We start from the raw sequence: 23,702 nt of genomic DNA on the forward strand, positions 1-23,702 counted from the left end.
TCGCCTTGGACTTCTTTGCCTTTTTAGCTGCCATTGTTCTAGTAGAGTGACAGCTTATTGATATTATTTTGGGTCTCCGGAATTTTTTGTACTCTAGCAACAACAAAAAAAATGCTGTCTGCGATTTTGCAGCATTACTTTGATGCCGCTGCGTCAAGGTTCTTCTTCATCATCCCCCTGATGGAGCTACTACCACCACCGTTCCTACCATGTTAGGATGGATGGCACAAAAGTACGGATATTCTCCTTCCTTGTCAAATGTATGGCTGAATACCTCGCCCCTTTTCAGCGGATTAGAGTCAAAGGCGCCGTCGCGCGAGGTCGCCGTGTGCGTGGCAGAATCGTCGTTTACCCAGGTAACCGTGTCTCCGGCCTTGACCCTGACTGGATTTGGACTGTACGAGTTGCTTTTTGAATTGTCAACTATGCTCACCTTTGTTCCATTTATGGCAGCAGGAGGTAAGCCTTGTTGTCGCGAATCTTTTGCTTGCTGCTGACCTATGCCATCTGGGATGTTGTTTCCAAGAACCTGTGCCGCCACGATGGCACCGGCTATGATGAATGACGCGATCACTATGGCTATTGAGAGTATCACGATTTTCCAAACCATGACATCAATAGCCAGATTTTTTGTTTTAACGCTTGTTTACCTGTCCTACGTAACTGAGTTACCTGAATGCTTATTTGGTTCGCCAATAGGTAAATGACCGGTGGCTGGAAAAAGAGAATGGCGACGATGCCCGCTGCTCTTGCTCCGGCCCCAGACAGCAAGACGCGTCTGTGGCAATTGAGTCAAATTGGTACATGCACATCGAGAGAGGATTTACATAAGGAAGGACATCATCTTGAAGCTAAGTGATTATGGGGAGCTCAACCAGAGCCAGCTGATGAGCTACTGCGGGCTCAACAACGTCAAGCACAAGCCGATTGTTGACGAACTGGTGGAAAAGGGCCTGATAATCAGGTTTGAAGAACCCTGGGGCGAGCAGAACAGGATAATCAAGTACAGAGTTTCAGAGAAGGGCAGAGAGATTGTCAAGGCAGTGCTAGAGCCGTACGAGCTATTGTTTCCAAGAGGGGAGGACAAGGAGAAGCAGAAATGATAAAGTCGCATGGTGCAGGTAACAGAGTTACTGCCTTCTTTATAATGCAGAGGAGGGAATCGCCTAGTGAGTGACTTGAAAGATCATAGCAGTGAAAAGAAAGGGACTGCGCACGAGAACCTGCTAGAGATACTGGACAACGTCATCAGGCAGCTGGATTTTACAAAAAAGATGATAATCATAATGGTGATCTCGTTTATCACCGTCGTGCCAGTTTCTGCCGTCGTAATCAATGCAGTGACTGGAGGCAACAACCTGGGAGTTGCAATCCCCATCATCGCAGTCACGGTTTTTTTCATATGGCTTGGGGTGGGCATCAGGCAGTGGATAGTGTTTTCGAGGTGGACGCGCAAATACCGCCTGTACAGGCAGCTGCAGAAGGACCTTGAAAAGAGGCTGGATTTTGAAAAGAACAATGAAGAAAAAAGTCAGGAAAAGAAGTGAGGACAGTGTGAAATCGCCTACGGCTGCTGTGTTATCCAAAGTAGTTTTTTTCGCCCGAAAAAAGAAGCGAGGACACATCCCCAGCCCCTGCTTTCTGTTTTTGCAGCTACATCTTCTTGCCCCATGTTTCGGCTGCACAAAGCCACTGCCGCAATTCCTCCTATGCGACGACAATCCTCCCAATTTTTAGACGCATCATGATTGTACGCTTTTTGAGTAGAGGAAGCGTCTAACGGGCAGCAGCAATCCCAGAAGCGACAGGACAATGAAAACAACTTGATGAACATGATCATTGCCCGGCGGCAATCCAAGTGCCAAATGCAGTAACCAGAAGACAGGATAATACCAAAGGGCAAGCCACGCCCATTTTTCTCCTCTTCTATAAGCCGTCAGGGTAATCATGACACCAAATATCCCCATTCCAGTTGTTGCGACGCCAATCGTTCGTAGTAGCAGTTCCTCTTCTTTAATGCCAGAGTAATCAGAGGAAATTTGCGGATATGCAGAAGTTATCAGTCCAAAACCAAGGATCCCGATCCCGGTGGCTAAAAGCAGCATCCAGCCGATTCTTAATGATTGCATGTTCAGAGCTCCATGATACACAAAAATATTTTAGGCGATTGTCCGGGCTCCGGACTATGCCATTGATGCCCTTTTGCTTACTTGCCATCTAGCATCGCCGTTCTCGCCAAATGCCTAAACTATTTTTGCTACATCAACATAACTTTGTAGTAGAGGGATTTGAAAACGAGAGCGGAGGAGCTAACGAACCCGGCAGTACAAGCGGTAGTAGCCGCGATGCGTGACGGCAATAGAGAGGCATTCTTTGCCGCGTTTGCCCCGTCGGCAGAGCTTACCGACGACGGTCACCCGCAGCCGCTGGAACAGTGGGCAGACAGGGAGATCTTTCAGGCACACGGCCATCTAGACGTGGAGCGAGAAGACAATAACGGGTTGGAGTTGGTCGGACCATTCCATTCGGATCAGTGGGACATGAAGACAATGTGGCGGTTCAGAGTCATAAATGGACGTGTACAGCGTCTCGATGTATCTGCCCTTTGAAGTTTCTATTGTATAGCATACAGAAGCTAGCATTTGTCGCTAGTAACCCATGATTTAGGCTCGACCTTGAAAATCCGGCGCGGCCGCTAGAAAACCTGCATAACCTTGCCCACACCTCCTTTCCCTTCATTACCATTCCAAAAGGAACGTCTCTTCAAAAGCATAGAATTGAACCATATCATTTACTAGCTGCTGAAATACCAATATTTTTAAATTCTCTAATGTATTTTACCATATTTGGGGATAGACTTATGTCACAAACAAATATCAGTATTATAGCTGATGCAATGCTGCAAAATCTTAGAGAAAGTTTAGGTGCAGAAGCATACGATATAGTAATGTCAAGAATAGTTAAGGACTACTTTGGTGAGAAGATAGACATACACACGGCAATAATTCAAAGACCTGAAGTATTTGAAAGTGCATTTGTAGATTTGCTAGGACAAATGGGCAGGATTCTTCTTACAAAGTTGTTAGACGACATTTGCCCTGAAAGTATTATAGATCTGCATTATTCAAAAGCTGGCGACTTTGCGAAATATGTCGTCGCAATCCAGAATGGCTAAGATTGAGAAAGACGCAAACTAGCAACCAGGCTTATCTCATGCATACCCGTCTTGCTTTTTCACTATGAGGTAGAGCAAAGATTTCAGCAACTCTCTTGCTTGCTCGTCATTCATAAATTTCAAAAATTCTGTGTTTACTCCAAGTTCGGTCAGTTTGCGCCGGTCATATGAAAAGTCATCCTCTACTGTTGTTGTTGTCAGAAACTCTGCTGAGTTGGCCGTACTCATTTTACCTTGAAAAAAGGTTTATTGCTAATATTCATTATACAAGCGGCATTCAAAAATATTTTAAATCGATTTCTTATGATACATTTCTACCTATATTCTACAAGAAAGCATCTTATCTGAAAAGTAGGCGCAGTTGATCAGAAAAAGAAAGCAGTTATGGATTGAAGCTCGATGCAGGTACTCAAGGTAGGCCAAGGAGGCTAGGCTGCCACGATATCAGGAAGGCGATTGATTATAGCATTCTTTCTCTTCTTTGTCAGACTCAAACACTAGAACTCAAGAACAAAATTACTTTCACCAAAACAGCAAATCAGAGCTGGCAAGATAGAATTGGAGAATCGCAATCCTGAATAAATATTAGGCTAGGCTAACAGTCTACGTCAATTCTTTTGGTCTAGGAGGATTGACGTCTACAGACAAGTCATCAGACATATCCCTACCCGGTTTCGGCAGCAACCGGGTAGGTCTAACCATTCTGATATCGTTTATGACACCAAGGCAGCAAATCAGTTTCTGAATGGAACAGGGGTTATTCTTTAGACTCAATCTCTGACACAGCATATCGGATAATCTTTAACGTTTCCAACTTCAAAGCCTCAGTCAGTGCGTCCAATGGCTCCCTACCAGATACCTCGTACGCTTTAGCATAGCGAGACACATCAGCTAGTATTTTTCCTCACTGGTTTGCTTGTCCATAATGGGAACTCGGCTTGGCAACATAAAGGAAAGGAGATCTTGGGGAGAGTGCTATCTCTCCCATCTTGGCTGCTTTCTAGAGTTTACAAGTTTCTCCAGCCGGTCTGTCAAGTCCGACAGCTCGTCATAACTCAGGTCACACTTCTCAACCGCAGAGACATTTACGCCAAGAGACCTAAGGCGCTCGTAAAGATCTTTTTTGCGTCTTGAGTCTATGGTTGCCGATGTCATGTAGAATTTTGAATTTTATAAAATAAATGATTCATGATATCTAGCACGATTAACAGAAAAATTCTTGCAGACTATCAATTATTGGGTAATACAGTAGCTAGCTATCTTGTTACTCCATCAAGCTTCAGAAAGACACAGAACTAATGAATGCCACGGCAAGTATGACAGTATGATAGTGTAGAAATGACAATTCATCGTACCTTCTTTAGCAATTAGTACCCAAAAATGGTTAAATAAGATGTTTGTCTCTCTATACAGTGACACACCGCCCATGGAATCCAAGCCTCATCGAGGGCAGCGACGGCAGCAGCAAGCAATAGCAGATGCAATTCTGGCCAACATCAAAGAGATCTTTGGCTGGAATGTATACGACATGATGACAAGGAAAATAATGGAGAATTACTTGAATAACAAGATTGACATTAGGACAGCGATAGTTGAGCACCCTGCAGTTTTTGAGCGCGCCTTTATCGGGTTGATTGGGCCGCTGGGCGAAAAGTTTCTCGCAGACGTCTGTGAAAAGGTGCAATCAGAGCTTGACCTTGATCAATCTACACGCTATTCAAAAGCTGGTGACCTTGCAAAATACATCAGAACGGCTAGCAATAGTAGTAGTGCTGCTTAGGAGTGTTGTGTCCTGTCATGACTGTTACACCTGTGAGGTGCGGTGTTTGTGGAAAGGCGATGGCGTCAAAGGCAGAGCGGGCCAGACACTTGGACCAAATGCATAGGATCAGAGCGGAAAAGCTTTCGCCGAGTCCTAGCGGGGAAGACGATTTATAGCGACACGCTCAAGGGCGATCTACTGACGCAATTCTCATAGACTAGACAGTGCTAGGTAAGACCGGGTGCACGGGAATGTCAGGAATTAATGAGGAAAAGCTGTAGCCAAAGATCCAAGAAGCCATAAACACACTATGCAAATATTGTGGGAAGTCGATGCGAGAATCAGCAGCAATCGCTAGTGCTTCTGGAAAGGAGTGGGCATATACGCACTGTGAAGAGGATGGACGCCAGCATAGTTTTATCGGCGGGAAAGGACTTGACTTTGGAAGGCCGAAGAGTGAATAGGAGATCAAGGACTAGGGGAGGGCAAGCCGATACCAAAGAATTTTTTGGTGGCTCTGTTCTTTGTGTCGACCTATTCATGGATACAAGCATGCACCAATACTAAAGAAGTAAAATATTGTACCGAGCACTGTAACTGCAGCTGCCAGTCCAACAAACAACGAAAATACCCAATTCTCATAATTCTCACAAAACCTATGTCTTCTCTTTAAAGCATAGACGATACTTGCTATTCCAACAATAACGAATGATGTCGATAAGGAATAGCAGAAAAAGAGTGTAAGAATATCAGCCATATACTTTGACTATGCCGATACTGCACAGTTTATGATTAATCAAAGTGATGGTGGTGCGCTACTTTAGCTGCATCTAGAAAGAGCGGAAGATGGTTGTCGGTAGTGGGCGGAGGAGGGCAGCTAATCAGCATCCATCTGGTGTTCTAGAGATTTGTGCGTCCTAAGCTCCGCCTCTGGAAGATACAAAGCCCCAGAACAGTATGGACAATCCTCCAACGCATTCTGAACAAGCGACTTGATTGACTTAACGGACCTTTCTTGCTTTCTGGGTAATTCAGAGGTGCAATGGTCAGAAAGGGCAGATGCGTCAGTTGCAACCTTTTGCATGTATAAAAGAAAAGCCCACCACAAGCCGAGCATTAAAGACGCTTGTGTTGTTCTTGGATCTATTGGTTCAGTGCATGGCACAATATGCTCGACATGTATTCTAACTGAAACAGGAGAACCATATCTGGTACAATCCGGATTATCGCAAGCAAACCGATTGCCTCCTTTCGGATCGTGAGCTAATAGATGAAGCCTGCCTTTCTTGCAATAACGGCAAACAAGGTCGTTGCAACTGCCACCATCATTCTCAGTGTGCATGCAATTATGGTAGAAAAATACGTGAATAGCCTACTTAAACAGGGTTGCGAATTGGAAGTTGAAAGACGATGGACTAGGAAGGGCAAGTGTGATCTATGTCGTTATCTTAAAAAAGAGTGGGGCCGAAGGGATTTGTCCTGACGCGGGGTTAACCGCAGCCATTTGAACCCTTGACCCACGGGTTTCTTTCTCTAACTAGCCCTTTATTGTGTTAGATCTGGAGCCCGTTGCGATGCCTGGCTTCGCTACGACCCCACCAAGTGTGGCACCGTGTGTTTTTGATAGCAGAAAGATGTCTGTATAAGTCTTATCATCCTGCTATCGCAAACGCCTTGTCAATTGAACCTCATATTAAACAATTTATTAAATAGAAAAAATGCACCTAATTTTTCGCTGGCAAGAGTTACTGCGAATCCTCGTAACTTCTTAATATTATAAATCCCGAAGTAATCTATGTCCAGCGAAGACAGAAGTTATGAGGAAGGTGCCGCGGGAACCGAGAAGAAAAGGAAAGGCGATCCGCTAAAAGAATATGAAGAAAAAGAGCCGATGACTCCTGCCAAGATAAAAGAGCACGAGCCAACTGCTGTCAAGCGTGACTCTTCTGACCAAAAGATTGTTGAAAGGGGACAGGAAGGTACGGACCCAGAGCGTGCAAAAGAGATTGCAAGAAGCAAGGGCATGGCAAAGGGAACGGCAGGCGCGTGGAAGTCGGGCGACGAATACGAGCAGGGTGCTGCAGGAACAAGTACACAGTAGACATACTTTTTGACTGATGTGTACACAGATGCGTGGCTACCGGTGACTAGGCCGGTGCCTCTCTACTTTTTATGATTATTAGCCTGCAGGCTTTTTTCTCAAACCGTGCGTGTGCACCTTACTGCTGTTGTTGCTGTTTCTTGGCGTCTTTGTAGCGGAACTTGTCCAGCTTTACCAGCTGATGGTACGAGCCAAACTGCGACGAATTGACATTATCAAGTGCCGACTCGGTTTCGTCGCTTTCATTGCGAAAAGTCTTTAGCAGCTTGTAGGTGGTTGAGCGCTGCGCCGGGATTCTGCCTGATGAGCGTATCAGCTGCCTTATCTCCCGTGGCCTCATAAGCTGGCCGTGCTGTGCGCCTGCCGCAGTCGAGATGCTCTCGTTTATCAGCGTGCCTCCAAAGTCGTTTGCGCCGGCGGCAAGCAAGAGCTGCGACATCCTTGCGCCTTCCTTGACCCACGACACCTGGATGTTTGGTATGTGGTTGTTCAGCATTATCCTTGCCACCGCGTGCATCTTGACCACTTCATTGCCGTCAGCGCCGGCGCGTATTCCCGGGACGGTGTGGTGGCTGTACATAGGCGCTTCCGTGTGGACAAAACTGAGCGGGACAAACTCGGTAAAGCCGTGCGTTTCTTTCTGGATCTCGCGCAAAAGCGCGATGTGCTCTGCCTTGTGGCGCGACGTCTCGATGTGGCCGTACATTATGGTCGAAGTAGTTGCGATGCCAAGCGAGTGCGCCTGCTTGATTATCGACACCCAGTCGTCGACCTTTATCCTGCCCGGCGATATCACGTCGCGAAGCGACTGGTCGAGTATTTCAGCGGCAGTGCCGGGCAGACTGCCGACCCCGGCCTCCTTGAGCATTTTCAGATAGTCAAGGGTCTGCGTGCCGGACCTCACTGCGCCGTACAGCACCTCTTCGGGCGAAAAGGCGTGTATGTGCATGTCTGGCAGGTCCTTTTTCACGGCCTTGCAGATGTCGACGTAAAGGTGGCCGTCCATCTTGGGCGGGAGCCCTGCCTGTATGCACACCTCCGTTGCGCCAAGCGACGCCGCCTCCTTGGCGCGCCTCACTATCTCTTCGTTTGGGAGAAAATAGCCTTCTTCTTCGCGAAAGTCGCGTGAAAAGGCGCAAAAGCCGCACTGCTTGATGCAGACGTTTGTAAAGTTGACGTTCCGGTTGACCACGTACGTGACGATGTCGCCCACGGTCCGGCGCCGAAGCTCGTCTGCCACCGTCACGAGCAGGTTCATCTCAAGGCCCGTGCAGTCGAAAAGCGCGATTGCCTCGTCGACAGTTATGTCCTTGCCGGAAAGGGCGCGGTCAAGCGCAGAAGCCACTATGGGGTCGGCGTTTTTTAGCACGGATTCAAGCGCCATTAATTACATATTCCTCCTTTACAAGGCCCGAGCTGTCAGAAAGCAAGCGCACATACTCTTCAAGACGTTCTGATATAAATCCTCCATCCTTTTTGAGGAGGTATTCCGGGTAAACTGGCAGGCGGGCGCGCAGGCGCTTGCCCTTTTCCTCCGTGACCTGCTTTACAGAGTCGATTGTAGGCCAAGGAAACTCGGGGTTGACGTGGTCGATTGTGACAGGGGATATTCCGCCCCAGTCGTTGATGCCTGCGTCGACGTAGCGGCCATAGATTGCAGGGTTCAGGTTTGGAGGAACCTGTATGTTCATAAAAGGCATCACGAGGCGGCAAACCGCGACTGCGCGCAGGAAATACTCTTTTTCAGTCGACGCAAAGTTTGCCATCCCCGTGCCCGGCTTGGGCTCAAAGTTTTGCAGTATCACTTCCTGGATGTGGCCGTGCTTTTCATGCAGCTCCTTTATCACAAACAGCGAGTCGACAAGCTCCTCTGGCGTCTCGCCGATGCCAACCAATATCCCGGTCGTCATCGGTATCCTTAGCTCGCCGGCGCTTGTGAGCGTCTTTATCCTCACCCTTGGGTTCTTGCTTGGCGCGCCTTCGTGGGCCATCCCCTTGCTCATCAGCCGCTCGCTTGACGTTTCAAGCATGACTCCCATGCTGACGTTGGTGTCGCGCAATTGCGCCATCTCTTTTTTCGTCAGGCTGCCGGCGTTGGTGTGTGGCAGCAGGCCTGTTTTTGCAAGCACAAGCTCGCTCATTTCCCTGATGTAATCGACCGTAGACGAATGGCCCATTGACGACAGCCACGACCTTGCCTCGCCGTATTTTTGCTCGGGGCGCTCGCCGGTGACAAACAGCGCCTCCGTGCACCGGGCGCGCCTGCCTGCCTCTGCTATCGCAAGCACCTGCTCAGGGTTGAGCATCGAAAGCATCGGGTCGCCCGGCTCTTTTTTGTAAGTGCAGTACGAGCACGTGTCGCGGCAGAGGTTGACAAGATTGATGAATACTTTGCGGGAATACGTTATGATGCCGCCGGGCCTAGTCAGGTCGCGGACTCGGCCCGCTGCTGTTACGAGCTCCTCGGTGGAGCACTCGGCCATCAGCCGGGCCGCGTCGGGGCGGGTCAGGGCGCCGGGCCTTTCAACCAATCCTAAAAGAGTTTCCAAGTCAGCCAGCATCTCTGCGTGTTCAGTATGTTTTATCGCCGGGTCGTCTAATAAACACAGTGTCTATTGCTACTACGGCGATTCCTGAGTCGACGGACGTGGGTCAAGGTGCACCTGAATATGCTGCAGCTGGCCGCCGCGAAGGACGGTCACGTCCATGTTGTCTCCCACCGACTTTTCCCTCTGCAGGTATACGAGTATGTCGTCGACCTTTCTCACCTGGTGGCCGTCAAGCTCCAGCACAATGTCGCCTCCAAGCGGCACTGTCCGGCCGTCCACCTTTGTAGGAGTGTCGCCAGCCTTGATGCCGGCCTTTTCTGCCGGGCTTCCGCCAATAACTTCAACCACAAGGACGCCGCGGGGCTCCGTGAGCTTGAGCGCGTTTGCGAGGCCGGGCGTCATGTCGGCTCCAGAGATCCCGACCCAGGGGTGCTGGAACTTGCCTGTCTTTATCAACGACGGCACTATCTTGGATATGGTGTTTGACGGGACTGCAAAGCCAATGCCCGCAAACTCGCCGGTGGTCGAGCGGATGGCCGAATTGATTCCGATTACCTGGCCACGCATGTCAAGGAGCGGACCTCCCGAGTTGCCGGGGTTTATCGGCGCATCCGTCTGTATGATGTCAGGAATGAAAAACGGCAGGGGACCGGAATCCTGCGATGGGATGAGGCGCCCTACTCCGCTCACGATGCCGGCAGTCATCGAGCTTGAAAGCCCAAACGGGTTCCCTATTGCCGCAACCTGCTCGCCCACGCGGATCTTTGTCGAGTCGGCAAGCGGCAGGGGCACGAGTTTGTCCTTTGGAGCGTCTTTGATGTAGAGCACGGCAAGGTCGGTGAACGGGTCAGAGCCAAGAAGCGTCGCGCGGTATATGGTCCCGTCCTCGAACGTGACATCAAGCTGGTTAGAGCCCGACGCGACGTGCAGATTGGTGACAATGTGGCCGTTGTCGTCGTACACGAACCCAGAGCCAAGCTTGCCCTGCTCAGAGGCGTCGTTGCCTGCAGATACCTGCACCACAGACGGCCCGGCCTTGTCAAAAAGGTCGGGAAGCGTCATTTCAGAGTCCGCCGCTTCAACTGTGCTGACACGCCCCACTTCAAAGGCGCTGTTCTGCAGGCCCTGGCGCGGATTGTCAGAAGTATTATCGGTATTGTCAGTTATCAGCTTTGAAATGTCAGGCAGCTGCGTTCTTGGCGTCCAGTCTAGGGAACTGAACTGCGAATAAGCGAAAAAGATAGCAACTGCAGCGGCAACTACTGCCGCTGCAAGTAATCCTCTGTGCAACCTGAAGGAAAAAGACCCTTTAACGCTAATAATCTTTTTCCCCGGTTACTTGCTCAGATATGGCATTTCAAGGCCAGCCTGCTGCGGGATCTCGAGAAAGTCCACTATCTTGTTGTAAAAGTAGAGGAACTCCCTCCCGCGCTCTGTAGTCCTGTACACCACTCCCTCGTCGGTCGCGTGTTGTACCAGCAGCCCGCGCTCGATGAGCTCTGACAGGTACATGTGCACCTGCTCGTAGCTCAGGTTAGCCCGGTACATGATATGGGTCTTGCGTATTCCGGACGTCGCAAGTCCGAGCACGTCGCCCATGATCTGTATCCTTCCCCTGTTGTTCTTGCGTTCTGGTATCGACATTTTTGTTCTGCCGTAATGTATCATCTGGTCGATAAATTAGGGGAAGGGCGGAATTTGCTGCTGAAACGGCCGTTTCAGGCCCGTTTCAGTGCAAAAAGTTCTGCTTTTCGCTTACCGTGTACTGCCTGTCGCGCCAGCTAACCGCGCCCTTTTTGCGTGCATCGACTATCGCCGAGGCAAAACCGAGGTAGATGAGAGCGCCGGACAGGGGCGAGCCAAGCGCATAGGCAGGGCTCTGCATGACCCCAAGCTTGCTCTGGACGGCAGTCGTCGCAAGGAGCATCAGGATTGTGGCAACGTGGACGCCAAGCAGGATTGTCGCCGACAGCCCGCCAAGCCCTCCGCTATTAGCCGCAAGGGCAAAGAAGGCTGGAACGGTATAGCCAAGGAACAGGAACGGGGCAAACATTATGAAAAACACCGCTACTGCTATCAGGTGGGCTCCTGTGTGGTCCTGGTGGTACAGCGGAATTACCAGCCGGCGCAGGCCGTGCCACAGCGTCGTAAAGTCTCTTGCCCATATCGCCTCTACGTGTTTTTCGCCCCTCACCATCTTCATGCGAAAGCCGGCCGCCTTGACCTTGTTTCCCAGCGCGCCATCCTCTACAAGCTCTTGCCTGACGCCTTCGTGCGTCCCGACTGCCTCGTACGTCTTTTTTGTGATTACAAAGAAGCTGCCAAAAAAGTAGCCGGTCTTGTGTTTTGGGTCGTTTACGCGCAGGGGCGAAAACCGGGTGTGCAAAAACGTGGAAAGCGCCGGAAGCGTCACCTTGGTCCAAAAGTCGTTGCAGAGAAGCCTAGGTATTGCAGTCAATGCGTCGAGGCCCTCTGACAGCATGCGGCCCACGGCAAGCGACATAACGTCCGGCGCGTGCTCGGTGTCGGCGTCCGTGAAAAACAGGTACTCGCCTGACGCCTTTTTGTAACCTTGGTGGCAGGCCCAGTTCTTGCCGGCCCACCCTTCCGGCTTGGCAGGCGTGCTCACGTACACTATGCGCCTGTCCCTGACCGCGTAGGACTGGATTATCTCGCCCGTCCTGTCAGTCGAGTTGTCGTTTATCGCTATTACCTCAAAGTTTGGATAATCCTGCGCAAGGAGAGTGTCAAGGCAGCGTGCAATGTATTTTTCCTCGTTCCTTGCAGGCAGTATCACGCTCACCTTGGGCTTGCTATCGCTGCCGCCGTTTGCAGGCGCAAGAGGATAGTAGTGATAGTCATCCATCCTCGGCGCAAGGCGGAATGACTTTGTCATGTATGTCAAAAAGTATACCCAGACGCCAAGTATCCCGGCAAATATAGCGGCCAGCGTGAAATTGACGGCCGCTATTGCCACGTCAAGGGCAGCAGGCTCCATATGTGTATACGCAGTTGTTGTAAAAAGAGAGACGTTATTTATTCGGCTGCCTTTGCTATTCTCTCTAGTGCTTGCTCTGTTCCTTCGGCAATGTGCTTTTTCACCATGCCGCCAAACACGGACAGCAGACCTGCGAGCTTGAAGTCCCACGTCACATCGACTTTTGTCTTGTCGCCTCCTCCCACAGAATTCAAAGTCACGATCCTGCTTCCGGTTATCGGCCCTTCCGTTATCCTTGTATCGATTGAAGTCATGGGGTTCAGGGTGACTGTCTGCATTGTCTTGGCGTCCTTGAATGCGATCACCACTTCGCGCTGGATGACGTTGTCGTTTTTGCTGATGTTGCGGACCGACTTGGTGCCGTGCCAGTACTGCGCCTCGTTGTCGACGTCAGAGATGATGCTCCATACCCTGTCAAGCGGCGCTCCAATTTCACGGCTGACGTTGATTGTGGGCATATGTTTTGCTAATTGGTATCAGGTTGCCGGGGTATATTTTTGCTTATGGCGCGTTCTTTACCGTGGCAGTCTCGTGCGGTTTAGTCTTGTCCCACAGCACGCCAAGGACCGCCCCAAGGACCAGCCAGAACATCGCCATCGTGGAGGCGCTTGCGATCCTAAAGCCGTTGACAAGGTCCATGGGTGCAGTAACAGGATCGGGGTTTGCCGGTAGCGCAAAAACCGCCGCAATCACTACTGCAACATACACGGCAGGGACGACTGCCTTTCTTGCGCTTTTTTGCGGCCCCATCTTTTTGTAAAGGAACGCAGAGCCGATTGCTGCGGCGCCGGAAATCGCCAGCATGGCAACGTAGAGGGTCATGCGCAGGTAGATGGTGTCAGGGTTGCCCACTGCAGGCGGGTTTGCAGGATATTTTACTGCGACTGCAAGGTATATCACTATCCACATTATCCCTGCAAGCAGGACGGCCTTTGCAATGTTGTTTTTACCGGGCAGGCTCTTTCTTGCGTAGGCAAAAACCACGCCCAGGAGGGCGCCGTACGAAAGCCCAAGGAGGGCGCCGGCGGCTACGCTTCCTTCCTTCTGCCACAGCCTGTACGCGTCCATGGCAGTTGGATCGATCATCTCGCCCTGCGCCACGGCATTCTGGTTTTCAATGGCTATTGCCCTTTCGATAAAAGGCAGGACGACACTTTGGTTAACAAGTGCTAAAATGGTTCCAGCAATAATTCCAGACAAAAGAGAAATGGCAATAAAAGTGAGGGTCTTCATCTAGTGTTTCAGACCTTACTTAGTGACATGCGAATCCTGCGGCGTGCCTCATGTCATGCGTGAATTCGTGCATCAACAAGTTTTCGTACGCAGGGTTTGCCGGGTCGGCCGGATTGCCCTGCGCCAGCGCAAACAGCTGGCCTTGGTCAAAGCCCACTACAAAGATGCCGAATACGAGGATGCCAAGCAGAATGCCAACGGCGATCTTGGGAACTCCTTCTGTTGCTCGTGCGATCTGGTTAGTAAATGACATTCTATTTCGCTTGCAATCTGGTGTTATATAAAGAATGAGATAGTTTGTCCAACTGGATGGTTTATCCAACTCTTGCGCGGCACGTAAATACTTGTTCAGGCAACCAAAGATAGTGCACACTTTTGTAAGGGCGCTTGAAAAGGTGGCAAGCAGGTATGCCCCAAGCAGGCTCTTGTCCTTTGGCGAGGTGCACGTCTTTGTTGCGCTGCAGCTGATGAGCAGGCGCGGCCACGTGAGCAGGAACGCACTTTCCAAAGAGCTTGCCCTTGGCGGAGGCGCGGTAAAGACGCTTGTCAAGCACATGAAGATGAACGGCCTGATAGAGACATCAAACGGCGGCACAAAAATGACTGCAAAAGGCAAGGACATCTTTGAAGGTCTTGCATCGGCAATCCCGGCGGAAATGGACCTTCCAAGGTCGCAGGTTGCGCTTGCCAAATACAATTATGCAGTTCTGCTGCGCGAGTTTGGCTTTGCAGTCAGGTCGGGGATCGAGCAGCGTGATGCCGCAATAAAGATGGGCGCCACTGGCGCGACCACCCTTCTGTACCATGACGGCAGGTTTGCCATGCCAGACGACGGCAGGCAGGATCCGCTGAAAAAAGAGCAGGCGCTCAAAAAGGAGCTTGCCGAGATGCTAAAGCCACAGGAAGGAGACGTGGTGATAATCGGCAGTGCGGAAAGGGGCATGAAGGCGGCCGAGCTTGCCGCAAAAAGCGCGGCCCTTACCACCATAATGGCACATGAAAAGCACGCCAGCTAGCTGACTTTGGCCCTCATGCCGTCCTTGTATGCATGTTTTCTTCTCACCAAAATCGTGTCACATACACACGCTTTTTCACATCCGGTCAGCCAGATAAACTAAGTAGCAATTTATGACTCACTTACCGGATGTCCTAGAACTAACTTCGGTCAGTTTAATATAGTAGAATGTTCGCAAAACGGCGGGCATATGGGGTTACTCAAAAAGCTAAAGAACGTTGCAGAGCAGGGCGTTGAAAAGGGCGCCGAGCTTGGCAAGAAAGGAATCGAAAAAGGCGCAGAAGTAAGTACAAAAGCGTACGACGGCGCCAAAGAAGCAGCGCAAAAAGGCTACGAAAAGGCGCGGGAAGACAAGAAAAAAGAAGAAAAGTAAAAGAGGAAATCAGTCAGCCGGTCAGCATCGGTACACATACACATATTTCTTTTATTTTTTATTGTCCCAGCATCCGCACCATACTGACCAGACCATAGAGAGGAGTCTCGCCAAAGTGGTTTAGCACGCTTGTGTCAAGTGTTATCACGATAACTTGCTTTTGCAGGATCTTGACGGTGACTGGCACCTGCGCCGGCCCGTCTCTGGTGGTTATCATGGCTGTGCCGTCAATGGTGATCGAGGAATCGTCTGAGGACCATTTGCTCATCTTAAAATCGCTTATCGTGTGCCTGTGCATCGCATTGCCGTCAGTCATTACCATCCTCACCGACGCGTTGAACGTGACGTTGGGGTTTTGGCCTTCTTCGCCGTTTGGCTGAGCGACTACCATCATCCTCCACGGCCCGTAGACAAGCCAGTGCGCGCCGTCTGCCCCGGTCTGCATGGTTGAAAGCACGCCGGTTGCAACCATCCGCTTGTTGTCCTTCATTGCCGCCGTGATGCGGTCAGACATGTTCATGTTGTCGCTCTGGGCCTGCGCAACGTTGCCGTACAGAAGGGCTGAAAATGCCACCCCTGTCACGAGAATTGCGCTCAGGCCAAGTATTGCCGCCTGTTTGGCAGTTGTCGTTGTTGCCATGAGGACACGCGCTAGTTCACCTTTAGATATGTTTTATGTAAAAGGAATACATTTTCGGTTTGGGCAAATCTTTTTACCCGCGAAAGGGAACGTAGGATCAGGCGCCTTGCTCTCACCCACCATCGACCTCAAGCAGATACAGGCAAGGGCAGAGCGCACCATAGAAAAGGGCGTCCAGATAGACCTGTCGACGGCTCTGTGCAAGCGCTATTTGCGCCGGCACGCAAACCAGAAGACAAGCGTGGTTGTGCTTTACGTAGACATTGACGGCTCGACTAAACTGACGCAGAGCGTGCCTTCAACGCAGCTTGCGCTCATACTCCAGCTGTTCTCGCAGGAGATGAGCCTCCTCGTGTCAAACTATGGCGGATACGTGCTAAAGTACGTGGGCGACGCAGTCATTGCGCTTTTTCCGGCAGAGCACGATGTAGAACGCGCGTGCAAGAACGCGCTTGAATGCGGGTGGACGATGCTTGAGGCCATCGGCGGAGGCATCAATCCCGCCCTAAAGTCGCACGGCCTCCCAGAGCTTGGGATAAAGGTGTCGATGGACTATGGCGAGGTTCTGGTGGTGCTGTACGGAAAAAGCCTTGAAAACTCGCACATTGACATCATTGGCTCAAACATCAGCATGGCTGCAAAGATGCTTGCGTTTGCCCCGTCAGGAAGCATAATAATGGGCATGAGGGCGCGTGACAACCTCGGCAAGGCAGGAGGAAAAGACATTCAGGAAATCCACGATCCGGACTGGTCGTACACCGACGAAAAGACGGGCGGGCGATACAGGCTTTACCGTTCTTCCCGTTTCTAGCTTCACACCTCTATGTTATTAGGAATGCCGTGCAAGTAGTAACGACCGTCATACATATGAGCGCAGTAAGCGAGATAATGTCAAAGGGCGTCGTCGCCATCGATCTTGGAGCCGGCACTTCCGCGCTGGATATCGCCTCTGCGATGGTCAAGGGCAAGACAGGCGCGGTAATTGTTCTCAGGGACGGCAGGCCGGCGGGCATAATCACCGAGCGGGACCTGCTCAAAAAAGTCGTGGCAAAAAACGTCAAGCCGAATCAGGCAAGGGCGGAGGACATCATGTCGTCGCCTCTTGTAACCGTCAAGGCTTATGACTCTGTCGACACCGCGGCCGGCCTGATGACCAAGAACAGGATAAAGAGGCTGCCGGTGCTCGAAGACGACGGATCGCTTGCAGGCATGCTTTCTGCCACGGACATTGCAAAAAGGCTGGCCAAGATACTGGCTGACGACCAGAGCAGATACCGCTCTTTAAATGCGGCGGCTGAACTGTAGCAAAAAATTTTATCATCATTATCATCATTGTATGCGCATCGACCTTGAGGCGGCAAAAGCTGGACATGCAGTTTTTGCAGCATCATGGCCATGTCACGTAAATATCGCAGAGTGAATTGTCATCTCGTGGTTTCAAGGATTCTGGTGCCCCACGACGGGACAGAGATGTCTGACAGGGCACTTGAAAAAGCGACAGAGTTTGCCAGGGCGCTCAAGGCAGATATCATTATTGCACACATTGTTGACAGCAGGTTCGTGCCACCGAGCGCAACTCTCAGTTACATAAGCGACAGGACGTCGCTTGAAGGAGCCAAAACAGAGCTTGTCGAAATCCTAAAGTCTGGCGCAGAGCAGATGCTCAAAGAAAAGATGGCAAAGATAAAAGCAGAAGGCATAGGCGTCGACTTTATCCTAGGAGTTGGGTCTCCTGCCGACGAGATAGTCAGCATCGCACGCAGCACGGAATCGGACCTTATAGTGATGGGAAGCAGGCAACTGAAAAGCAACATTATTGCGTCGCTTGGTAGCGTGGCAAGAAAGGTGCTGGACACGGCACACTGCCCTGTTATGATAATACGCTAATCCTGACGTGTGCAACCTTTGCACCTAAACCCTGTTTTTGCACTTTTTCACAAGCGACTCTGGTGACTCTCCTTTGTACCGGTCTGCTCGGCCAAGTTGCAGGAGCACAAGCATCTCATAGATGTTATAAGTGTGATCCACGAATACACTATACAACAATGAGCTCAGAGACTCCGGCACCATCAAGCGGCTCCCAGCCAGAGCTGGTCCTTGCAAGGTGGAGTGACCGCTTTTTCGCGTGGTTGATAGACTTTGTCATGGTGCAGGTGGCGCTGTACGCGATATTTGCGGCGGCGGCATTTCCATTCTGGTTTGACGATTTTAGCCGCGCAGATAGGTTCTGGGGAGACGGCCCGGTAAGATACGTTATCACAAGCGTCGTATTCTTTGCGTACTGGACGTTCTTTGAATCCACCAAGGGCCAGTCGTTGGGCAAGATGGTGCTAAAGATAAGGACCGTCGACCTTGCGGGCAGGCCGGTGGACACTAGGAGCGCCGCAATACAGAGCTTTGGCAAGGCGTTCCTTCTTCCCATAGACGTAGTCCTTGGCTGGATATTCACAAACGACAAGAGGCAGCGCCTGTTCAACAGGGCAAGCGACACGATTGTAATCAAGGAAACAGCCGCAAGTACTCAGCCGAGTACAAGCTACAGAAAAGACTGACCAGTAGTAGCAGTAGAAAGTTTATTCTACTTCATACTTCAAGGCCTTGTGCAGCAGTATGCGCAGGTTTACTGCTGCTAAAGTTTTGAAACGAGGTTGCCTGCTTCCATCTCGCCCTTTTTCGTCAGGGAAAACAGTTCCTCGCCGTCGTCGCTTGAACCGTCCTTTTTCACTAGGCCGGCCTTGACCAGCCTGCCGGAAAAGTTGCCCCCTTCAAACCAGCTGCCATAAGCCTTGCCCCAATCGTTGAGTACCTGGCGAATCCGGGCCTTGCTCTGCTTTGGATTTTGCAGCAGCGCGACAAGGATAAGGTCTTGCGTGCCAATGTCATCAACTTTTTCCACGATACGCTGCTCTAGGCCGCGCATGGCTGCCTTTGCACCGCCGTTGTTGCTGCTTCCTCCGCTGCTGCCGTACACTGCCTGCTCAAGGCTTGCCACCCTCTTTTGCAGGTCCAAAACAACCTTTTCAAGATTGGAGCTGTCCAACGGAATATATGTCAAAATGCAGAGGTACTTATTACTTTCTTGGCAGTTCCTTCTGCAGCTTGACAAACAGATCCTTGGCTTTTTTGCGGGCGTCCTCGGTGAGCTCTTCGTTGAAAATGGTGTTGCTCAGCGCGTCAAGTACCACCTGCCACTCGTCGGCCGAAAGCGCAAATGCCTGCTTGTCGCTCATCTAGATCTCTTGCTCAAAGTCATGGCAGGTAGCAAGCCAATATATGCCTTAAAGAATAAGCTTCCTGCAACATCTTTATTGCGGATTGCAGAATCGCAGGCCATAAAGAGACATGTTTGAAGCCTCTCCGTTTGTAGTAATATTCCAGTACGCGTTCATTGCCGCATTCCCGCTGGTTGGCCTTGCGGTGGTTACGAAATGGGTTTTTGACGACTGGAAAAAATCAAGGCGCACTCAAGGCTAGATTTTCTCCAGAAAAGTTATGTTGCTGCAAGTGGCAATATTGCAGAAGCAAAAGTGTCGAGTAGCCCGGGAATAGAAGGAGAAAGAGAAGCAGAAGAACCGTGCCAGTACTGCGGCCACCCTTTTTCCATGCATTTCAGCGACGATGTCAGGGGCCTTGGAAGCAAGGATGCATCCAGCGTCCACAAAGGGTGCAGCTACCAGTCGCCAAGCGACGGCTCCATTTGCCAATGCCCAGGATTCAGGTCGGTCCCAGGTACGACGACGACAACAAAAAACTCGGCTGGCGTGCTGTAGAGAAATATGCATTTTTGCAATATTTTATAGCATTATGCAAATTAATTTCATAACTAATTTGAATCATGGACGGGAATTAACTGACGTAGCCATTTGGTTGATTCTGCTGCTGACAAAAAGGACGCGGTCCCAAGGCCCAACGATTCGTCGTCGCCGCAAGATGCAAACCGACGACCACATAAAACAAAAAAGATGCAATCATCTTTTGCCAAGATAATCGGGCCGGGCGTGATAACGGGGGCTTCCGATGACGACCCGTCGGGGATAGCGACCTATTCACAGGCAGGTGCCAAGTTTGGCGCAGGGCTTCTCTGGATGGCACTGTTCCAGTATCCGCTAATGTCTGCAATCCAAGAGATGTGCGCCAGAATAGGCCTCGTCACGGGAAACGGCCTTGCAGCAGTCATGGCCAGCAAGTACTCCCGCAAAATAGTCCTGCCAATTTCGGTCCTGCTTCTTGCGGCAAACACCATCAACATTGGCGCCGACATCTCGGCCATGGCGGCGTCTACGCGCCTGATATTTCCCCAGGTCCCGTTCATTGCGGCAAGCGTCGCCTTTGCCGCCCTGATGACTGCGGCATTGATAGCAGTCCCGTACAGGAGGTACGTCAGAGTGCTAAAGTATCTGACGCTGTTTTTGTTTGCGTACGTCATTACGGCGGCAATTGTGGGCGGCAAGTGGGATGAGATCCTAGTTGCAAGCGTGGTGCCGCACGTGGAATTCAGCGCCGAGTTTGCGATGCTGTTTGTGGCAATTTTCGGCACGACGATATCTCCGTACCTGTTCTTCTGGCAGACTTCAGAAGAAGCAGAAGAGGATGTCGACAAGGGAAAGAAAAAAGAGATAGACAGCCCGGAAAAACCAAGGGTATCCAAAAAAGAAGTCAGGCTGATGAAGGCCGATGTGATGGTTGGCATGGGCTTTTCGCAGCTTATAATGTGGTCCATCATCGTCACCACGGCAGGCAGCCTGCACGCCAACGGAGTGACAGACATCACTACCGTAGAGCAGGCTGCAAAAGCGCTGGAGCCGCTTGTAAACTCGTTTCCGCACGCCGGCACCATTTCAAAGAGCATATTTGCCCTGGGAGTCATCGGGACAGGGCTCTTGTCGGTGCCTGTCCTGGCGGGGGCAAGCGGGTATGCGCTGGCCGACGTTTTTGGATGGAAGCAGGGGCTGAGCAAAAAGTTTGGCCAGGCCAGATCATTTTACCTCGTAATTGCCGCATCCGTGATCGTCGGGCTGTCGCTTAATTTTCTAAACATCGATCCAATTCAGGCGCTGGTATATTCTGCAGTGATAAACGCCGTTGTTTCTGTTCCCATCCTGTTTGTCCTGCTCAGGATTGCCAATGACAAAAAGATACTTGGAAGCAGGGTAAACAGGCGAGTCTCCAATGTCCTTGGGTGGCTCACGTTTGCCATAATGGCCGCCTCTGTCTGCATCATGCTTGCGGCATGGGGAAGATAATAATATTGTAGAAAAGCAAGAAAACGAACTTGCGTATTTCATTTACTTTTTCCCATAGAGCGCTATATTGAAGCACTTTTGTCTAAAAGGCCTGCCAGTAACTAAACAAAGTAGTTGAACAGATTATCGAAACATTTATTATAGACAAAAATCTGTGCTATTGTCATATTTAATTATCAAATAATACAACGATCATACGTTGTAATTTCAAAATAATCACATTATCTATTATTTTTGCTCAAGACTTTAAAGATAGCACTTCCAGTCATTATGATAATGATGTCAAGCCTAACAAGTAACAAGACAGCACTGCTATCCCTGTTGATAGTCGGTGTCGCACTCGCGTCGTATGCCCTGCCTATTGCTGCCTTTGCGCAGAATGGCGGAGAAGACGGGAAACCCAAATGGAACGACAAACACTGGCCGCAGCACAATTGGGATAAGGAGAGCAAATCCTACAAGGATGACTCTGGCAACGAATACAAGTGTGAAACCTTCCACGACGGGTCCTACTACTACTTCTACAAAGGCGAGTTCTACAAGTGCGACGACTACAAGCCATCAAGCCCCTCTGAAACACCCTATTAAAAATTCAACTGTACTGCAGGAACGATAACTTCAACACACAGTTATCGTTCCTTCTCTTCTTTTTCTGTTTTCCAAACAGAATGAATATGCCTGTTTCGTTTGAGAGTCGTTGAATTAGGTTTGTAGTTAATAGTACAGTCGCTTTGAGAAGCGGCAGCTTTATGATGAGGCCGATTCCACAATTTGACAAAAGCGAGACAGGAATCGTGCTTAATAGTGCGTAATGACATATTGATAGCAGGGAATGGCTGCTACAGACCTAAAGCGCGCCCCTTCAGAAAAGAAAGAGGTAGTGAAAAATCTGTATGTTTCTGGAATTCCTGAAGAGTTTATTGCGATGCAACTTGACATAGAAATCCCGGTTGTTATTGCCATCCTTAAAGAACAAGGAATCTATAGACACGCAAACGAACCATAGATTTGGTTCTTGTACGCGTCAAAAGTGCTAGTGCAGTGCTACTCCATATCACAGTTAGCTTGGCAATGTCTACTTGGGTTTTATCTTGTGTATTGTTAAAGAATCTGACACCTCTCAAAAAGAAGATATCGTCTCTGCCTAGACGTATGCTAGTTCTTGGAGGTTTTTCCGCTCATGGGATAGAATTAAGCGATGACATCCGTCAAACCCTTGATTCTTTAGCTGGACGCTTGTAGCAGCAACATCTCTGCTGGCCTTGATTCATTGATTCGAAGTATTTCGAGATAGCATTCTTGGCAAAACAGCTTGCCGTTGTACTGGAACGCCCTCTTTCCGCCTTCCTCGTATTCAATCAAGCTCGTAGCAGTCTTGCACGTGCATTTTTCACAGGTGGACATTCTTGAATCGCCGCAATTTGGCGCTACATGATTCATAACTTTGCACTTCTTGTAGTAGCAATTTAATGACCTAAATACTCATTTAATTCGCTAAAGATGTTCTATTCTCTGATATAGTACGAAGCTTCTAGTATCGGTAACAACGGGGTCAGGCTAAGCAAGGTCGTCTGATAATGGGGTGAAAATCCCCGAGGAATGGACAAAATCTGCTTCCCTGATCACCCGAGTAATAAGCCACGACCGAAGTGTCTGTTCATTACATCCCGCGCTCGTGCTGTGCCATTATCGAGCGCGGATGTTTTTCTTCATATTCTGACTTTAAACATCTGAATTGCCCTTATTCGGAATGTTTTGTATTTTTGTGATGGCTATTTCAAAGTTGGCCAGTGACACCCATTTAGACTTCGTAAAATTGCGGTGTTGAGCCCAAGAAAAGAGAGATCCAAAGAGATTCGAATGGATATTGGTATGGAACCAAGCTAGCACACTGACTACAAAGACACATGCATCTGCACAACAGAGACACAATGTCAGACTAGTCATGCATATCCTTGGTGCCAAGGTGGTTCTAGGTGCCGGATCCATTTCCTAGTAATTTTACTAGGAGGAGACAAATATCGCCACAGAAATAATATGGATTTTCGAAGCATGGGCCCTTACAGCTTTTGTTACCAAGCTGACCATGGACGGTGAAAGTACTTCATCCGGTAGAAGATTATTTACCAGACCAAGAAAAAACTATCTATCAGATTCTTCAAGAAAAGCAGCTTTCTTTCTCTAGGTATTCCAGAATGCTGTTCTTATCCTTTGTGAGCTGTATTCCTCCACCATGATCATTGATGCAGGTAAACGCCATTCTTTCAACATTGGCATCATAATCGATGTCGATTAAGAGTGTGACCTGAGGCTCCATTCGCTGGGTGCCATTGTATTGCACGCCTGTAATCTGTGCTTCTGTCTTCTCGTAGATCACCTGACGACCTAAAACGGTTACATTTGGCTCTGCGTACCTGTTATGAAACGCTTTCACCTCTGGCAAATTACCCAGTTTTTCTTTCACAAGTTCTTTGTTGTTGGGCCGAAAGCCTACGGGAACGTCGGTTAGACGCCACCAGTTGTTCAAGGCTCCAACAACAACGATCACAAAGATCGCTACACCGATTATTGGGATTGATATCAAGACCTTCTTGTTCATGTCCATGCTAATCT

General features: G+C 49.8%; 34 protein-coding genes and 1 tRNA gene. 17 read left to right on the plus strand and 18 right to left on the minus strand.

The features are described 5' to 3' along the window. Nucleotides 1-169: 169 nt before the first annotated feature. Nucleotides 170-610, minus strand: a complete 441-nt coding sequence (locus tag NTE_RS11205; protein ID WP_148701097.1) for a cupredoxin domain-containing protein — start codon at nt 608-610, stop codon at nt 170-172. Nucleotides 611-845: 235 nt separating this feature from the next. Here NTE_RS11205 and NTE_RS11210 point away from each other — a divergent pair, with 235 nt between their 5' ends. Next, a complete protein-coding gene (locus NTE_RS11210) occupies nt 846-1,103 on the plus strand; it encodes a hypothetical protein (RefSeq protein WP_420835296.1) in 258 nt (85 codons plus the stop codon). Between the two features lie 66 nt (nt 1,104-1,169). Then, nucleotides 1,170-1,547 (plus strand): hypothetical protein, encoded by a 378-nt coding sequence (locus NTE_RS11215; RefSeq protein ID WP_148701099.1) that lies wholly within the window; start codon nt 1,170-1,172, stop codon nt 1,545-1,547. Between the two features lie 195 nt (nt 1,548-1,742). Here NTE_RS11215 and NTE_RS11220 read toward each other — a convergent pair whose 3' ends face one another. Next, nucleotides 1,743-2,129 carry a hypothetical protein gene (locus NTE_RS11220; protein ID WP_226986974.1) on the minus strand — a complete coding sequence of 129 codons (387 nt, stop codon included), beginning with the start codon at nt 2,127-2,129 and terminating at the stop codon, nt 1,743-1,745. Between the two features lie 159 nt (nt 2,130-2,288). Between NTE_RS11220 and NTE_RS11225 the strand changes: the two genes are divergently transcribed. Together NTE_RS11225 and NTE_RS11230 are read left to right on the plus strand one after the other, a co-directional pair. Beyond that, nucleotides 2,289-2,609, plus strand: coding sequence for a hypothetical protein (locus tag NTE_RS11225; RefSeq protein WP_226986975.1), 321 nt, complete (start codon nt 2,289-2,291; stop codon nt 2,607-2,609). Between the two features lie 221 nt (nt 2,610-2,830). Then, nucleotides 2,831-3,175 (plus strand): hypothetical protein, encoded by a 345-nt coding sequence (locus NTE_RS11230; RefSeq protein ID WP_148701100.1) that lies wholly within the window; start codon nt 2,831-2,833, stop codon nt 3,173-3,175. A gap of 36 nt (nt 3,176-3,211) precedes the next feature. Here NTE_RS11230 and NTE_RS11235 read toward each other — a convergent pair whose 3' ends face one another. Both NTE_RS11235 and NTE_RS11240 read right to left on the minus strand, forming a co-directional pair. Beyond that, nucleotides 3,212-3,403 (minus strand): hypothetical protein, encoded by a 192-nt coding sequence (locus NTE_RS11235; protein ID WP_148701101.1) that lies wholly within the window; start codon nt 3,401-3,403, stop codon nt 3,212-3,214. A 747-nt stretch (nt 3,404-4,150) separates the two neighbouring features. Then, a complete protein-coding gene (locus tag NTE_RS11240; RefSeq protein WP_148701102.1) occupies nt 4,151-4,330 on the minus strand; it encodes a hypothetical protein in 180 nt (59 codons plus the stop codon). A gap of 271 nt (nt 4,331-4,601) precedes the next feature. Between NTE_RS11240 and NTE_RS11245 the strand changes: the two genes are divergently transcribed. Then, nucleotides 4,602-4,955, plus strand: a complete 354-nt coding sequence (locus NTE_RS11245; protein WP_148701103.1) for a hypothetical protein — start codon at nt 4,602-4,604, stop codon at nt 4,953-4,955. Nucleotides 4,956-6,396: 1,441 nt separating this feature from the next. Here NTE_RS11245 and NTE_RS11250 read toward each other — a convergent pair. Then, a tRNA-Trp gene (locus NTE_RS11250) sits at nt 6,397-6,534 on the minus strand. A gap of 198 nt (nt 6,535-6,732) precedes the next feature. Here NTE_RS11250 and NTE_RS11255 point away from each other — a divergent pair. Continuing rightward, on the plus strand, nt 6,733-7,038 hold the full coding sequence (locus tag NTE_RS11255) for a hypothetical protein (RefSeq protein WP_148701104.1): 306 nt from the start codon (nt 6,733-6,735) through the stop codon (nt 7,036-7,038). Nucleotides 7,039-7,156: 118 nt separating this feature from the next. On the opposite strand, the gene cofH is transcribed toward NTE_RS11255, so the two are convergent. The 8 genes from cofH to NTE_RS11295 all read right to left on the minus strand — a co-directional run bounded on the left by cofH (nt 7,157) and on the right by NTE_RS11295 (nt 14,071). Then, nucleotides 7,157-8,422, minus strand: a complete 1,266-nt coding sequence (gene cofH, locus NTE_RS11260; RefSeq protein WP_148701105.1) for a 5-amino-6-(D-ribitylamino)uracil--L-tyrosine 4-hydroxyphenyl transferase CofH — start codon at nt 8,420-8,422, stop codon at nt 7,157-7,159. Beyond that, the gene (gene cofG, locus NTE_RS11265) at nt 8,412-9,587 is read right to left on the minus strand and encodes a 7,8-didemethyl-8-hydroxy-5-deazariboflavin synthase CofG (protein WP_226986976.1); all 1,176 of its coding nucleotides are present in this window, start codon (nt 9,585-9,587) and stop codon (nt 8,412-8,414) included. Before cofG ends, cofH begins: the two co-directional genes overlap by 11 nt. Nucleotides 9,588-9,659: 72 nt before the next feature. Beyond that, nucleotides 9,660-10,877 carry a S1C family serine protease gene (locus tag NTE_RS11270; RefSeq protein WP_148701107.1) on the minus strand — a complete coding sequence of 406 codons (1,218 nt, stop codon included), beginning with the start codon at nt 10,875-10,877 and terminating at the stop codon, nt 9,660-9,662. 45 nt (nt 10,878-10,922) lie between these two features. Then, complete coding sequence (locus tag NTE_RS11275; RefSeq protein ID WP_148701108.1) at nt 10,923-11,231, minus strand: Sso10a family chromatin protein; 309 nt, start codon at nt 11,229-11,231, stop codon at nt 10,923-10,925. Between the two features lie 85 nt (nt 11,232-11,316). Beyond that, nucleotides 11,317-12,585, minus strand: coding sequence for a glycosyltransferase (locus NTE_RS11280; RefSeq protein WP_148701109.1), 1,269 nt, complete (start codon nt 12,583-12,585; stop codon nt 11,317-11,319). Nucleotides 12,586-12,623: 38 nt separating this feature from the next. After that, nucleotides 12,624-13,043 (minus strand): type II toxin-antitoxin system RatA family toxin, encoded by a 420-nt coding sequence (locus tag NTE_RS11285; RefSeq protein ID WP_148701110.1) that lies wholly within the window; start codon nt 13,041-13,043, stop codon nt 12,624-12,626. 43 nt (nt 13,044-13,086) lie between these two features. Further along, nucleotides 13,087-13,818, minus strand: a complete 732-nt coding sequence (locus tag NTE_RS11290; protein WP_148701111.1) for a CbtA family protein — start codon at nt 13,816-13,818, stop codon at nt 13,087-13,089. Between the two features lie 19 nt (nt 13,819-13,837). Next, nucleotides 13,838-14,071 (minus strand): CbtB domain-containing protein, encoded by a 234-nt coding sequence (locus tag NTE_RS11295; RefSeq protein WP_148701112.1) that lies wholly within the window; start codon nt 14,069-14,071, stop codon nt 13,838-13,840. Between the two features lie 91 nt (nt 14,072-14,162). On the opposite strand from NTE_RS11295, the gene NTE_RS11300 reads away from it, so the two are divergent. Beyond that, nucleotides 14,163-14,834 (plus strand): DUF4443 domain-containing protein, encoded by a 672-nt coding sequence (locus tag NTE_RS11300; protein WP_226986977.1) that lies wholly within the window; start codon nt 14,163-14,165, stop codon nt 14,832-14,834. A gap of 189 nt (nt 14,835-15,023) precedes the next feature. Next, nucleotides 15,024-15,206: a hypothetical protein gene (locus NTE_RS11305; protein WP_148701113.1), complete on the plus strand. Its 183-nt coding sequence runs from the start codon at nt 15,024-15,026 to the stop codon at nt 15,204-15,206. 58 nt (nt 15,207-15,264) lie between these two features. Here NTE_RS11305 and NTE_RS11310 read toward each other — a convergent pair whose 3' ends face one another. Beyond that, nucleotides 15,265-15,846, minus strand: coding sequence for a hypothetical protein (locus NTE_RS11310; RefSeq protein WP_158385476.1), 582 nt, complete (start codon nt 15,844-15,846; stop codon nt 15,265-15,267). A gap of 106 nt (nt 15,847-15,952) precedes the next feature. Here NTE_RS11310 and NTE_RS11315 point away from each other — a divergent pair, with 106 nt between their 5' ends. From NTE_RS11315 to NTE_RS11330, 4 genes are all read left to right on the plus strand, one after another. Then, nucleotides 15,953-16,657 carry an adenylate/guanylate cyclase domain-containing protein gene (locus tag NTE_RS11315; RefSeq protein ID WP_158385478.1) on the plus strand — a complete coding sequence of 235 codons (705 nt, stop codon included), beginning with the start codon at nt 15,953-15,955 and terminating at the stop codon, nt 16,655-16,657. Nucleotides 16,658-16,713: 56 nt separating this feature from the next. Then, nucleotides 16,714-17,151, plus strand: a complete 438-nt coding sequence (locus NTE_RS11320; RefSeq protein WP_148701116.1) for a CBS domain-containing protein — start codon at nt 16,714-16,716, stop codon at nt 17,149-17,151. Nucleotides 17,152-17,277: 126 nt separating this feature from the next. Beyond that, on the plus strand, nt 17,278-17,733 hold the full coding sequence (locus NTE_RS11325) for a universal stress protein (protein ID WP_158385480.1): 456 nt from the start codon (nt 17,278-17,280) through the stop codon (nt 17,731-17,733). 158 nt (nt 17,734-17,891) lie between these two features. Beyond that, nucleotides 17,892-18,398, plus strand: coding sequence for an RDD family protein (locus NTE_RS11330; protein WP_148701118.1), 507 nt, complete (start codon nt 17,892-17,894; stop codon nt 18,396-18,398). A gap of 77 nt (nt 18,399-18,475) precedes the next feature. Here the strand turns inward: NTE_RS11330 and NTE_RS11335 are convergent, their stop codons facing one another. After that, a complete protein-coding gene (locus NTE_RS11335) occupies nt 18,476-18,886 on the minus strand; it encodes a helix-turn-helix domain-containing protein (RefSeq protein WP_148701119.1) in 411 nt (136 codons plus the stop codon). 31 nt (nt 18,887-18,917) lie between these two features. Then, the gene (locus NTE_RS16675) at nt 18,918-19,076 is read right to left on the minus strand and encodes a hypothetical protein (RefSeq protein ID WP_158385482.1); all 159 of its coding nucleotides are present in this window, start codon (nt 19,074-19,076) and stop codon (nt 18,918-18,920) included. 112 nt (nt 19,077-19,188) lie between these two features. Here NTE_RS16675 and NTE_RS17370 point away from each other — a divergent pair, with 112 nt between their 5' ends. The 5 genes from NTE_RS17370 (at nt 19,189) to NTE_RS16680 (ending at nt 22,095) form a co-directional block, all read left to right on the plus strand. Next, nucleotides 19,189-19,320 (plus strand): hypothetical protein, encoded by a 132-nt coding sequence (locus NTE_RS17370; protein WP_264357909.1) that lies wholly within the window; start codon nt 19,189-19,191, stop codon nt 19,318-19,320. A gap of 53 nt (nt 19,321-19,373) precedes the next feature. Beyond that, a complete protein-coding gene (locus tag NTE_RS11340; protein ID WP_148701120.1) occupies nt 19,374-19,616 on the plus strand; it encodes a hypothetical protein in 243 nt (80 codons plus the stop codon). Between the two features lie 93 nt (nt 19,617-19,709). Next, nucleotides 19,710-21,089: an Nramp family divalent metal transporter gene (locus NTE_RS11345; RefSeq protein ID WP_226986978.1), complete on the plus strand. Its 1,380-nt coding sequence runs from the start codon at nt 19,710-19,712 to the stop codon at nt 21,087-21,089. 276 nt (nt 21,090-21,365) lie between these two features. Beyond that, nucleotides 21,366-21,677 carry a hypothetical protein gene (locus tag NTE_RS11350; protein WP_148701121.1) on the plus strand — a complete coding sequence of 104 codons (312 nt, stop codon included), beginning with the start codon at nt 21,366-21,368 and terminating at the stop codon, nt 21,675-21,677. A gap of 244 nt (nt 21,678-21,921) precedes the next feature. Further along, nucleotides 21,922-22,095, plus strand: a complete 174-nt coding sequence (locus tag NTE_RS16680; protein WP_158385484.1) for a hypothetical protein — start codon at nt 21,922-21,924, stop codon at nt 22,093-22,095. Between the two features lie 218 nt (nt 22,096-22,313). Here NTE_RS16680 and NTE_RS17170 read toward each other — a convergent pair whose 3' ends face one another. Beyond that, nucleotides 22,314-22,493, minus strand: a complete 180-nt coding sequence (locus NTE_RS17170; protein ID WP_226986979.1) for a hypothetical protein — start codon at nt 22,491-22,493, stop codon at nt 22,314-22,316. A gap of 754 nt (nt 22,494-23,247) precedes the next feature. Then, complete coding sequence (locus tag NTE_RS11355) at nt 23,248-23,694, minus strand: hypothetical protein (protein ID WP_148701122.1); 447 nt, start codon at nt 23,692-23,694, stop codon at nt 23,248-23,250. Nucleotides 23,695-23,702 lie beyond the last annotated feature (8 nt).

Source organism: Candidatus Nitrososphaera evergladensis SR1 (assembly GCF_000730285.1).
Classification (GTDB): Archaea; Thermoproteota; Nitrososphaeria; order Nitrososphaerales; family Nitrososphaeraceae; genus Nitrososphaera; species Nitrososphaera evergladensis.